This window comes from Gordonia desulfuricans NBRC 100010, from assembly GCF_001485495.1.
GTDB lineage: Bacteria > Actinomycetota > Actinomycetes > Mycobacteriales > Mycobacteriaceae > Gordonia > Gordonia desulfuricans.
Genome location: NZ_BCNF01000077.1, coordinates 15,484 through 28,201, shown reverse-complemented (window position 1 = coordinate 28,201; position 12,718 = coordinate 15,484). Strand labels below are relative to the sequence as shown.

9 protein-coding genes are annotated in these 12,718 nt (G+C 68.5%); 7 read left to right on the top strand and 2 right to left on the bottom strand.

Annotated elements, in window-relative coordinates; translation table 11 throughout:
• The first annotated feature begins 4 nt into the window (after positions 1 to 4).
• From GD1_RS13175 to GD1_RS13160, 4 genes are all read left to right on the top strand, one after another.
• On the top strand, positions 5 to 772 hold the full coding sequence (locus GD1_RS13175; protein WP_280513267.1) for a thiazole synthase: 768 nt from the start codon (positions 5 to 7) through the stop codon (positions 770 to 772).
• Positions 773 to 782: 10 nt separating this feature from the next.
• Positions 783 to 1,892: an ABC transporter ATP-binding protein gene (locus GD1_RS13170; protein ID WP_083534160.1), complete on the top strand. Its 1,110-nt coding sequence runs from the start codon at positions 783 to 785 to the stop codon at positions 1,890 to 1,892.
• Positions 1,889 to 2,632, top strand: a complete 744-nt coding sequence (locus GD1_RS13165) for a DUF2705 family protein (protein ID WP_059037425.1) — start codon at positions 1,889 to 1,891, stop codon at positions 2,630 to 2,632. Before GD1_RS13170 ends, GD1_RS13165 begins: the two co-directional genes overlap by 4 nt.
• Positions 2,633 to 2,739: 107 nt before the next feature.
• The gene (locus tag GD1_RS13160) at positions 2,740 to 5,343 is read left to right on the top strand and encodes a helix-turn-helix transcriptional regulator (protein WP_059037423.1); all 2,604 of its coding nucleotides are present in this window, start codon (positions 2,740 to 2,742) and stop codon (positions 5,341 to 5,343) included.
• A gap of 60 nt (positions 5,344 to 5,403) precedes the next feature.
• On the opposite strand, the gene GD1_RS13155 is transcribed toward GD1_RS13160, so the two are convergent.
• Together GD1_RS13155 and GD1_RS13150 are read right to left on the bottom strand one after the other, a co-directional pair.
• Positions 5,404 to 6,276, bottom strand: a complete 873-nt coding sequence (locus tag GD1_RS13155) for an SCO6745 family protein (protein ID WP_059037421.1) — start codon at positions 6,274 to 6,276, stop codon at positions 5,404 to 5,406.
• Positions 6,277 to 6,425: 149 nt separating this feature from the next.
• A complete protein-coding gene (locus GD1_RS13150; protein ID WP_083534158.1) occupies positions 6,426 to 7,619 on the bottom strand; it encodes a DMT family transporter in 1,194 nt (397 codons plus the stop codon).
• Positions 7,620 to 7,836: 217 nt separating this feature from the next.
• On the opposite strand from GD1_RS13150, the gene GD1_RS13145 reads away from it, so the two are divergent.
• The 3 genes from GD1_RS13145 (at position 7,837) to GD1_RS13135 (ending at position 12,706) form a co-directional block, all read left to right on the top strand.
• The gene (locus tag GD1_RS13145; RefSeq protein ID WP_059037419.1) at positions 7,837 to 9,000 is read left to right on the top strand and encodes an ATP-grasp domain-containing protein; all 1,164 of its coding nucleotides are present in this window, start codon (positions 7,837 to 7,839) and stop codon (positions 8,998 to 9,000) included.
• Positions 9,001 to 9,079: 79 nt separating this feature from the next.
• Entirely contained in the window at positions 9,080 to 10,531 is a 1,452-nt protein-coding gene (locus tag GD1_RS13140) for an amidohydrolase family protein (RefSeq protein ID WP_059037418.1), read from the top strand.
• Between the two features lie 522 nt (positions 10,532 to 11,053).
• Positions 11,054 to 12,706, top strand: a complete 1,653-nt coding sequence (locus GD1_RS13135) for an HNH endonuclease signature motif containing protein (protein ID WP_157079470.1) — start codon at positions 11,054 to 11,056, stop codon at positions 12,704 to 12,706.
• Positions 12,707 to 12,718: the final 12 nt, after the last annotated feature.

Below are 12,718 nucleotides of genomic sequence, written 5' to 3'. Positions count from 1 at the left end.
CCCGGTGACCGCGACGGACCCCGACGTCTTCTCGATCGCCGGCCGCGAGATCGCCTCCCGGCTGATCATGGGTACCGGTGGCGCGGCCAACCTCGACGTCCTCGAACGTGCCCTGGTGGCCTCCGGGACCGCACTGACCACGGTGGCGATGCGCCGGGTGAGTGGTTCGTCGACAACCGGAGTGCTGGATCTGTTGCGGCGCCTGGATATCGCGCCGCTGCCCAACACCGCCGGCAGCCACACGACGGCCGAGGCGGTCCTCACCGCACAACTCGCGCGGGAGGCACTCGAGACCGACTGGGTCAAACTCGAGGTGGTCGCCGACGAGAAGACCCTGCTACCGGATCCGGTGGAACTGCTCGACGGTGCCCGGCGCCTCGTCGACGACGGGTTCGTGGTGCTGGCCTACACCAACGACGACCCGATCCTGGCCCGCCGGCTCGCCGATCTCGGTGTGGCCGCGGTGATGCCGCTCGGTTCGCCGATCGGCACCGGCCTCGGAATCCGCAACCCGCACAACATCGAGATGATCGTGGCCGCCGCACAGGTGCCGATCATCCTCGACGCCGGCATCGGAACGGCCAGCGATGCCGCCCTGGCGATGGAGTTGGGTTGCGATGCCGTGCTTTTGGCGACGGCGGTGACCCGTGCGGAGAATCCGGAACGGATGGCGCAGGCGATGGCGCACGCGGTGACGGCGGGCCGGCTGGCCGCGGGGGCGGGGCGGATTCCCAAGCGTTTCTGGGCTCAGGCCTCGTCACCGGGTGTGTAATGTCGGCCGTGTGCTGAAGGTCGAGAACCTCACCAAGGACTACGGAAGCGTCCGCGCCGTCGACGATCTCTCGTTCGACGTGGAACCGGGCCGGGTCACCGGATTCCTCGGTCCGAACGGGGCCGGGAAGTCCACCACCATGCGCATGATGCTCGGACTCGACCGTCCGACGTCGGGCCGCGCGACCATCGACGGTCACCCCTATGCCGAGCTGGAGAACCCGTTGCGGCAGGTGGGTGCCCTGCTCGACGCACGGTGGGTCCACCCCAACCGCAGTGCACGCTCGCATCTGCGGTGGCTCGCGGTGAGCAACGGCCTCCCGGTGGGCCGCGTCGACGAGGTCCTCGAGATGGTGGGCCTGACCTCGGTGGCCAAGAAGCGGGCGGGCGGGTTCTCACTCGGCATGTCACAGCGCCTCGGGCTGGCCGGGGCGATGCTCGGCGACCCGCACACCCTGATGTTCGACGAGCCGGTCAACGGGCTCGATCCCGAGGGCATCGTCTGGATTCGCAACTTCATGCGGCAGCTGGCCCGGGAGGGCCGCACCGTGCTGGTGTCGAGTCATCTGCTCACCGAGATGTCGCTGACCGCCGACCACCTCGTCGTCATCGGGCAGGGCCGGCTGATCACGAGCTGCTCGGTGGGCGAGTTCACCGCATCGGCGCGGACCACGGTCCGGGTCCGCACGCCGGAACCGCAACGTCTGCACGACGCGCTGGTCACCGCCGGGCTGGCGCCCCGCCCGGAAGCCGACGCGCAGGGCCGTCCGGTCGTCGCGATCGACGACGTGACCACCGACCGTGTCGGCGACGTCGCCGGGGACGCCGGTATCCGTCTTCACGAGCTGGCCGCCCACACCGCCTCGCTCGAGGAGGCGTTCATGGCGATCACCGCCGGGTCGGTGCAGTACCAGGGCGGGACCACCGCCACTCCGTACGCCGGACCGCCCGTCGCCGCCCCGCCGCACTCTGCCACCCCGCTCGCCGGACCGCCTGTTGCCGGCCCGCCCTTCGCCGGCCCCCCGCCGTCCGCGTCGATACCTCACCCGATACCCCAGCAGCCCCCGCAGGCCGGGTCACCTCAGACGCCGTCCGCACCGTTCGACGGAGGTCCCCGATGATCGGCGCACTGCGGGCCGAGCAGATCAAACTCACCACGATCCGATCTCCCTACTGGTGTGTGGGACTCGCGGTGATCCTGTCGCTGGGTGTCACCGGACTGTTCGCCGGTCTCGCCGACAACACCGACGGCACGCCGGTCGACGGCGAGTCGATGTTCGTCGCACTGATCGGGCTGCACCAGTTCGCCGTCATCGTGCTGATGATCATGGCGATCCTCGGCATCACCAGCGAACACCGGTTCGGCACCATCCGGTCGACGTTCCTGGCCGTCCCCAAGCGGCCGGTCGCGCTGGTCGCCAAGGCGGTCGTCTACGTGGGCCTGACATTCCTCGTCATGCTGATCCTCACGGTGATCTGTGTGCTCGTGCTCAAGGCCGGGATCACCGGCGTCGACCTGGGCAGTTCGGGGGTGATCCGGCAGATCTGGGGCATCCCGGTGTACGCCGCGCTGTGCGTGCTGCTCTCGATCGGCGTGGGCGCACTGATCCGGCAGACCGCCGGCGCCATCTCGCTGGTGCTGGTGTGGATGCTCGTGATCGAGACCATCCTGAGTGCGGTCCCCAAGGTCAGCGACTGGGCGGCGCCGTTGCTGCCGTTCGGCAACGGGACCCGGTTCCTGTCGGGTGTGGAAGGTTCGGACTACCACTGGGGACCGACGGTCTCGCTGATCTACTTCGCGATCTGGGCGATCGTCATCTTCGTGATCGGTGTGGTCGTCACCGACCGACGCGACGCATAGATCCACAGCCGACGCACAGCCGGTGTACAGCCTGATCGGCAACCGGTGTCCGTCGGCGCGGGGACACGACGTATCGAACTCCTGATCAACCGACTAAAATTCTCCGCATGCCGGCGAACTGGCCTCTGGTCGAGCGCGAGAAGGAGTACCGGGCGATCTCCGCGGCACTGCGGGGGGAGGCCTCGGTATGTGGCGTGGTGCTGACGGGGGATTCCGGGGTGGGTAAGACCACCTTGGCCCGTCACGTCACGGCGGGAATCGAAGGCGGCGTGCGGTGGGTCGCCGGAACGGAATCGGCACGGTCGATCCCCCTGGGTGTGTTCGCGCATCTGGTGGGGCCGGCGACGTCGAGTGATCCGGTCACCTACCTGGCCGCCGCCCGGGAGTCACTGCTGTCCGGTGGCAACGTCGTGATCGGTGTCGACGACGCCCATCTGCTCGACGAACTGTCGGCGACGCTGCTGCACCAGCTGGCGATCGACCGGGCGGTGCACATCGTCGCCACGGTGCGCAGCGGGGAGACCGTCCCCGATGCGGTGACGTCGCTGTGGAAGGACAACCACCTCCTGCGGATCACGCTGTCGCCGTTCACCAAGGAACAGAGCGTCGAACTGGTCGAGTCGGTACTCGGCGGGCAGCTCGAGGAGCATTCGGCCGACCGCATGTGGGCCGCATCCGGCGGCAACGCGCTGTTCCTGCGTCATCTGGTGGAGGGAGCGCGGCAGGCCAACACCCTGCGGCAGGTCAACGGGGTGTGGCAGCTGCGCGGCCGCGCAGCCATCACCTCCGAGCTGGCCTCCCTGCTGGAGGGCCGGATCGAGCAACTCGACGAGTCGGTGCTGACCTCGCTGAAGTACGTGAGTCTGTGCGAACCCCTGAATCTCGACGTCCTGGCCGAACTCGCCGGTGAGGAGGCCATCGAGCACGCCGAGATCGACGGGCTGGTACGGATCGAACGTGCCGGACGTGATCTCAACGTCGGCTTCCAGCATCCCCTGTTCGGCGAGGTGATCCGACGCCGCCTGGGCTTCGCCTCCTCGCGTCGGCTCCGCGGGAATCTGGTGCGTGCGTTGAAGTCCCGCAGCCTCGACACCCCCCTCGACCGGATCAGGCTGGCCGAGCTGGCGCTGGAGAGCGATGCGTCGGCGGTGGATCTGAGCCTGTTGTCGTCGGCGGCCGACGATGCGCTGAACCTGGCGCAGACCCCGATGGGGGAGCGGTTCGCGCGGGCCGCACTCGAGGAGGGCGGCGGACCCGCCGAGGCCGAACTGCTCTCGCGCGCACTGATGTGGCAGGGACACCCCGATCAGGCCGAGGAGATCCTCACCGACATCGACGTCACCGGACTCGATGCGGCCCTGACCCTGCGGATCGGGCTGCAGCGCGTCGGCAACATGTTCTGGGTGATGAACGACGCCGAACGTGCCGCCAAGATCCTCGACGAGGTCCGCACCGGCGTCGACGATCAGAATCTCATGCTCATCGTCGACGGGATCGCCTCGGCCTGTGCACTTTTCGAGAACCGGATCGGGGACGCCATCTCGATGGCCGATTCGGTACTCGCCGAGAAGACGGCGCTGCCGTGGGCGGTCGAATGGGGTGTGTTCGGCGGGATGCTCTCGCGTGCGGTCGCCGGGCGCGGCTCCGAGCTGGGGCCGATGGCCGACCGTGCCCGCAAGGCGGAGCGCTTCACCGACGGTCTGCTGCGCTACCCGGCCGGGATCGGCGAGGTCCTCGGCCTGACCCTCACCGGGCGACTCGACGACGCCGACGCGGCCGTGCAACGCTACGTCGCCTTCGCCAACACCGCGCAGTATCTGAGCTGGGCGATGTCGGGGGTGCTGGTCTCGACCATCGAGCTGGCGCGCGGCGACTGTGCGGCGGTGGTCCGGCGGATCGAGCAGACCCTGGCCACCCTGGACGGCGAGGAGTACTCGGCGTCCTGGAACCATCCGGCCTATGTCTTTCTCGCACAGGCACTCAGCGCGTTGGGTGAGCCGGACCGGGCCGAGGCCATCCTCGACCGGGCCCGCGCCCGCGGCGGACGCCATGTGGCGGTGTTCGACCCGATGCTCGGGATCGCCGAGGCCTGGCAGGCGGCCGCCGCCGGAGTGGTGTCCAAGGGGATCGAACTCTCCCACGTCGCCGCCCGGGCCGCTGCCGAGACCGGTCAGCTCGCGATCGAGGCGGAGGCCTTGCACTCCGCGGCGCGCTTCGGCGACACCACCGGGGCGCCGCGGCTGGCCGAACTCGCCGAGGTGATCGACGGCCCGCTCGCCGGGATCTATGCCCGGCACGCGGCCGCGCTGGCCGACGGTGACGGCGTCGAACTCGACGTCTGCGCAGCCGAACTCGAGGAACTCGGGTTCAAGCTGTCGGCGGCCGACATCGCCGCCCAGGCCAGCACCATCCACGACGCCGCGGGTAAACGGTCGGCGACGGTCGCGTCGTCGTCGATGGCCAACCGGCTGGCTGCGGCCTGCGGTGGGCTGCGCACCCCGGCGCTGCTGGAGGCGGCGCAGCCGCTGCCGCTCACCTCACGGGAACGCGAGATCGCCAACCTGGTGGCATCGGGCCTGAGCAACAAGCAGATCGCCGAACGTCTGACCGTGTCGGTGCGCACCGTCGAGGGCCACATCTATCGTGCATGCGCCAAACTCGACGTCACCGACCGTGACGGGATCGCCGCACTCATCCTGCGGGACAGGTGATCTCGCGGCGATCCGCACGTCGGGTCGTCCGGGTCATCCGGGTCGGGGGACCGGCCCGGGTCAGCTCTTGCGGCGTGTACCGGGCAGCACCCCGGCGTCGATCAGGGTCTTGACGTACGGCCGGAGCTGTTCCACCACGTCGTCGAGACCGGTTGTCGTCCACAGGGGTTCGGTCAGGGCGTCGGTGGTCGCCTCGATGTCGTCGTAACGGGCCGCACCCTCGGCGGTGAGCCGGTGCCCGGTGTCGGTGCGTTCGGCCAGACCCCGGTCGACGAGGCGGTCGACGCTGTCCTCCCATTGCTGCTCGGACCACTGCCGGGTCAGCAGCGTCATGTCGCGGCCGAGGACGCGGCGTCGAACCGTCGGGTCGGGGAGCTGCGCCTCGTGGAAGGTGCACGCATCGATCCCGTTGATGCCCTCGACGACCAGTGCGGCGATGTGGTTGTCGCCGCGCCATTCTCGTGCGACGGCCAGCGCATGCCAGAGGCGGACGGCGGGTTCGCGGGGAGGTTCGGCGGCGAGCCAGGCCGCCCCGAGCGGACGTCCCGACGTCGGCAGGCCTGCCGCCGCGGTGAGGATGCGGTCGGCGGCCTCGGTGAGATACGGATGGTCGGCGGCATCGCCGAGGATCTCGTGGTACTGCTCGTCGAGCATCCGGTAGCGGACCTCCGACAGCCGTTCCAGGCCGACGGCGCGGGCGCTGTCCCAACTCGCGCGCAGCGGGTCGGGATTGAAGTTCACGAATGCGGCGGCGACCACCGCCGACGAGCAGTCCCCGAGCGGCGCGCCGCGCGTGCCGGTGTAGAAGGCGAACTGGTCGAGTCCGGTCTCCCGGGTGGCCGCGCCCAGCCCGCGATTGAAGTACGCCAGGACGTGGAACGGCTCGAGGGTGTCATAGGCAAGGCGCGCGCGAGACGGCGCGGTCGAGGTCATGTCCCCACCTTGTCGGTGGGCCAGACCACTGTCAAGGACGGGCTCGCCCGCCCTCGAGGCGGTGCCAGATCACTGTCGAGGACGTTCCGACGGCTGTCGGGGTGGTCCCGGCGATGGCCCGACCGGGTGGATCGGCGGGATCGGATCGGTCAGTCGGACGGACGGTGACCGAGTCCGTTGCGCACCGGTCCGCGGTCGGTGCCGTCGGACCGCACGTCGTCGGGACGCAGGTCATCGGCAGGCCGGGAGTCCAGGTCTGGCCGGGAATCCAGGTCTGGCCCGGACCCGAGGTCGGTGGTGAGGTCGCAGTTGAGTGCTGCGGCGTCGTCGGGCACCGGCGGAATCCGTGGCACGTCGGGGGCGGTCTCGTCGATCGCCTCGAGTTCGTCGAACTCCACTTCGTCGTCGTAGTCGTCCTCACGTCCGCGCCGCCAGCCACCCTTCATCGGCGGGGCCTCACCGAAGTGGTCGGGATCGCCCGAGCCGTACCAGGCGACGAGCACCGCGCCGACGAATGCGCCGATGAAGCCGACCACCGCGAGCCAGCCGAGGCCGGCCTTGGCGGTGTCGCCGAGGAAGACCACGCCCACCAGGCTGGGGCCGGCGGTCTCGCCGACGACCAGCGCGGCGGTCACGCCGTTGACCGCGCCGAGCTGCAGGCCCACGGTCTGGACGAAGAAGCCGACCGCGCCGGCCACCGCGATGGTCCAGGCGGCGGGGTCGAGGAGCAGCGTCGTCGGCTCGAAGGGATGTACGCCGTCGAGGATGCGGACCGAGATGGCGATGATGCCGAACAGCAGACCCGACATCGCGCCGCCGACGATGGCCCCGTGCTTGCCGAGCTTGTAGACCGCGGCGAGGGCCAGTCCGGCCGCGACCAGCGTGGTCAGGAACAGGCCCCAGTGGATCGAGGCCTCCTCACCCTCACCGGTGGTGGTCGACGAGGAGAAGCCGAGCAGGCACAGCGACAGCACCACCAGCCAGATCGCCACCCAGTCGCGGGTGTGCAGGGCGATGTTCAGCATGATCGTGCCGAGCAGGGCGGTGACGATGAGGTTGGCCGAGACGATGGTCTGCGACAGGAACAGCGGCAGGAACCGTGCGGCGATGGCGCCACCGGCGAAGCCGATCACCACCATCACCGTGCCGAGGATGAACGACGGGTCGACCAGCGTCGACATCGTCGAGGTCAGGGTGGGGCCACCGGCGGAATTGGTGTCGTCGACGCCGCGTTCCCGGTCGGCCTGCGCCACCCGTCGGGCGCCGAGTGCACGCAGCACCGTCGACATTCCGTATGCGACCGCGGCAAGACATGCGGACACCACTCCGATGAGAAAGAGCATCCGTGCCTCCCGAAGACCTCATGCCGCCCGGACCACCCCAGTCGGCCCGTTCGGCGCCGGTGCTCCCGTGAGACCGACAACCCCAACCTAACAATCAGCTAAGAAGAACAACGACTGCCGTCCGGCTATTCCGGGTGACGCGGCGTGCTCGGCGGTGCGGACGACCGGTGCGCGGCGTCGCGGTGGCCGGGTACCGCCGAGCACTACACTCACCGGGGTGACCTCTTCCGGCAAACATGTGCTCATCACCTTCGGACGGTCGTTTCTCTCCCTGAACCTGGCGCGGCTGCTGGCCGCGGGCGGGCATCGGGTGACCACGGTCGACAGTATCCCGGTGGCGATCACCCGGGTGTCGAATGCGGTCACCGGGTTCCACAAGGTGCCGCCACCGAAGTTCGCGCCCCAGGAGTACTGCCGTGAGCTGGCCCGGATCGTCCGGGCCGAGTCGGTCGACATGGTCATCCCGATCCACGAGGAAACCGACATCCTGTCGATGATGCAGGGGCTGTTCCCGGCGGAATGTCAGCTGTTCCTCTCCGATTTCGAGCTGGAGAACCGCCTGCACAACAAGTTCGAGTTCCAGGCGATGCTCGACGAGCGGGGTGTGCCGACGCTGAAGTATGCGCAGTTCGCCTCGCGTGCGGAGATCGCCGGGCTGGACTTCGACGGGCCGTTCGCGGTCAAGCAGGTCTATTCACGCGGATCGCAGAAGGTACACAAGGTGTATCCGGGCGATCCGATGGACTGGCTGGAGTTCGACGACGACAACCCGTGGCTGGCGCAGCAGTGGTTGCACGGCGACCGCTACTGCACTTATTCGGTGGTGCGGGACGGCAAGATCTTCGCCCACGCCACCTATCCGGTCGGTTACGCCATCGGCGGCAGCTCATGTCTGTCGTTCACCAACGTCCACCATCAGGGCATCTTCGACTGGGTCACCGACTTCCTGGCGGACACGTCCTTCACCGGCCAGGTCGGGTTCGACTTCATCGATCACCCCGACGACGGCCTCTACACCATCGAGTGCAATCCGCGCGCGACCAGCGGGATCATGATGTTCCGGCCGCACAACCGCGTCGACCAGGCGTTCTTCGGTACCAACGACGAGCTGATCACCCCCGACGACGACGTCGAACGGATGATCAAGATCGGGATGGCGCTCTACGGCTGGAGGGCCGACGCCCGCCAGGGCCGCACCATGAAGCAGTACTTCCACGACATGCGGACCTTCGACGACGTGATCGGCGTGCCCGGTGACCGCAAGCCGGGTGTGCTGCTGCCGGCCGCCTACGCGGGAATCCTGCGCAGCTGTGTGAAGTACCGAGTGGGACTCGCGGAGGGGTTCATGCACGACCACGAATGGGACGGCCACACCATCTGAGCGGGGCCCGGCGGCGTCCGGGGTGTGGTGTCGTGCGCCCGGCGAGCCGGAACGCCGAAGTTGTGCTTCGGTTACGTAGGTGAGTACTCATGTTCACCTCGGGCACATCATCCACATCGCGGGCCGTCCGGCGGTCGGCGAGGCGGCCGCCGCGCTCGTCGACATCCCGCAGGGTGCGCTGGCCTACGACGACGAGACCGGCGTCATCGAGTTCTGCGGTCCGCGTACCGAACTCCCGACGCGGCTCACCGACCCGGCCGGCCGTGACGTCCACGATCACGGGTCGGCCTACATCATCCCGGGGTTCGTCGACGCCCACATCCATTTCCCGCAGACCTATTCGCTGGACGCCTACGGCGGCGGCCAGCTGCTGGAATGGCTCAACACGTGCATCTTCCCGGCCGAGGCACGTCTGGCCGATGTCGGGTTCGCCGAGATGGCGGCCCGTGACTTCACCGCCCGCCGCGTGTCGACCGGCACCACCGCGGCGATGGTGTTCGGGTCGGCGTTCCCCGATGCCCAGGATGCCCTGTTCGCCGAGAGCCTGAAGGCCGGTCTCCGTACGGTCAGCGGCCGGGGTATCCAGACCGTCGGCCCCGAATCGGCTGCGCCGCTGCTCACCTCGGAGGCCGATGCCATCGCGTTGACCCGCGCGGAGATCGAGACCTGGCACGGAAAGGGTGAGCGCGGCAAGCGCAGTGCCCTGCTGCACACCGCGATCGTCCCCCGGTTCACGCTGTCGGTGACGACGCAGACGCTCACCGAACTCGGCGAGCTGTACGGCGAGGTCGCCGGCTCCGGGGTGTACGTCCACACCCACCTGAACGAGAACAATCGTCCCGGTACCGGCGAGATCGACACGGTGAAAGAACTTTTCGAGGTCGACTCGTACCTCGACACCTACGACGGGAAATTCCTGCCCGGCTCGGCGACCGGCGGCAAGAGCCTGCTCGGGCGGCGCACCGTCCTGGCACATGCGGTGCACTGCACCGACGCCGAACTCGCCCGGATGGCCGCGACCGGGACGTCGATCGCACACTGTCCCACCTCACAGCTGTTCCTGGGTTCGGGCACCATGCCCTGGCTGCGCACCGTCGCCTCCGGGGTGACCGTCGCCGCCGGAACCGATTGCGGTGCAGGCGATGAGTGGCTGATCTCGCGGGTGCTGTCGGATGCGTTCAAGGTGCACATCTCCGAGCCGGGGAAGGCCGGCTACTCCATGCACCCGGCGGAGTTGCTGTTCACCGGCACCCTCGCCGGTGCCCGGGCCCTCGACGCCGAGGACCGGTTCGGCAACTTCGACGTCGGCAAGGAAGCCGACTTCCTGGTGATCGAACCCGACCGCTGGCCGCCGCTGGCGAAGTCCTTACACCTCGGAATCCGTTCCGACGACGCCGAACTCGCCCGCGATCAGGAGCTGTTCACCTTGCTGATGGGTCTGCGTGAGCCGGCCATCGCCGAGGTCTACGTCCAGGGGCGCCCCGTCGATGCCGACACCTCTACGGTGGTTGAGCGGGTCGACAGAGCGTAGCGAGGACGTCCGTCTGTCGAAACCTCTTCCGGCCGACAACGCGACAGGGGCCACCGTCGACGCCGGCGCCCCGGCGGTGGTTGAGCAGGTCGACCGACTGGTTCTCGACGCCGGCACCCTTACGGTGGTTGAGCAGGTCGACCGAGCGTAGCGAGGACGCCCGTCTGTCGAAACCTCCTCCGCCCGACAACGCGACTGGAGCCGCCGTCGACGCCGGCACCCCTACGGTGGGTGAGCGGGTTGATCGGGCGTAGGTGATCTGTCGTCCGTCGGCACCGATACCCTTACGGTGGTTGAGCAGGTCGACCGAGCGTAGCGAGGACGCCCGTCCGTCGAAACCTCCTCCGCCCGGCAACGCGGTAGGAGCCACCGTCGAGGCGGGTACAGACAACGTCACCTCGCCGAGCATGGTTCATTCGGCCACTGCCACCTACCGGTCACCTTCTCACGCAGCGTTTCTTGTCAGACCCCTGGCCTATGGTGGAACACGAGATCGAGTACCGCTCCGGGGGAGGGAACACCATGGTCGCCACTGCCACTGCTACCACCGGAACCGACGCCGCATCGATGTTCACCCTCACCGATCCTGACGCCGATTACCTCCGCCTCCAACGTCTTTCGTCCACGGAGGTGGACTCGGTGGCCGAGTCACTGCAGCGCGACGAGTACCGGCTGATGGCACGTAAGGTGTTCGCGGCGAATCGGATCGCCGAACACACCCTGGACCAGATGATCGTCACCGCACCGATCACCACCGGGTACATCGCGCGCCAGGTGGACAAGACCGCTGCCTCGCAGGTGGCCATCGCGTTGAATGTGCCGCCGAAGGTCGCGCGCGAATGGATGTGGCTGGCACTCGCTCTCGCCGACTGGCCGGGTATTCGCGCCGCATTCCTGGATGGTCGGTGGAGTTTCTCCCGAACCTCGACCATGGTCGCCGAACTCGCCGTACTGACCGATCCGGAGGTGCGGGCCTTCGCCGAGGTCCGGGCCATCACACTGGCGGATCGGCCGACCGCGGAACGTACCCTGCGCAACCAGATCGCGGAGATGGTGATCGCATTGGACCCGGATGCCGCGGCCGAACGGCGCAAGGATTTCGCGGAGTCCGCGCAGAATGTGACCGTCACAGACGAGGCGCACGGACATGTGAACGTGCATGCGACGGTACCGGCGGAGGTCGGTCTGTTCCTGGCCTGCCGGATCCGGGAACTGATCACCGAGCGTGTGTGCTCCAGGGACCCGCGGCCGATGGGTCGGCTGCGGGTCGAGGCGCTCAAGGAGATCCAGGGCATGCCGGGCGAGGTTCTGCAATGCGCCTGCGGGGACGAGTTCTGCAGTCGGGGGATTCCGCTACCGCCGGTCCCACAACCGGATCCCGAACTGGATCTGGACTATGCGCCTCGGGCAGAGTCCGGTGCCGACCCCGTCCCGAACCCGCCCCGAGATCAGAGAACGACGACGCCGCCGATCCCGCAGCGGCTCGGGGGGTCCGATCCGGCGCCAGAGCATCAGTCGCCTCGACTCCCGGTCGCACTCGTCCCACCGCGATCGCCCATCACGCCACGGCAATCCATCGCGAGGCAGTCATCCCTGACCGTGATCACCGATCCCGCGGGAATCGCTTCACCCCGGTTGGTCGGATACGGGGCGATCGATCCGCAGCATTGGCACGACATCGCGGCCGGGCAGCTGGTGACCAGGATGGATGCACCGGAGCTGGACCTGCCCGAACTCGATGATCCCGGTGTCGAGCTCGCCGCGATCGGCCGGGATCTCGCGGCCTGGCAGACCGTCGACGTCGGCGCCGACCGCGGTCCGGCACCACCGGTCGATCCCACCGGTCACGGCGGATATGCGGTGGCACCGAGAGAGGCACTGCGATACCGGCCGCCGGAGTGGCTGCGGGACAAGGTCGTCGCGCTGGACAAGATCTGCCGCTATCCCGGTTGCGGGCGCGATGCATCCGCATGCGAACTCGACCATGTCGTGAAGTTCGACCATGCCGACCCGGCATCCGGTGGCTGGACCGTCGAATTCAATCTGATGCCGTTGTGTCGTGCGGATCATCAGCGCAAGCATCTGGGTCTGTGGATTCCGACGATGCTCACCGATCGTGCGATCGTCTGGCGCAACCCGCTCACCGGCAAGACGGTCACGACGTTTCCCGGGTAGGTCCGGGCCGGG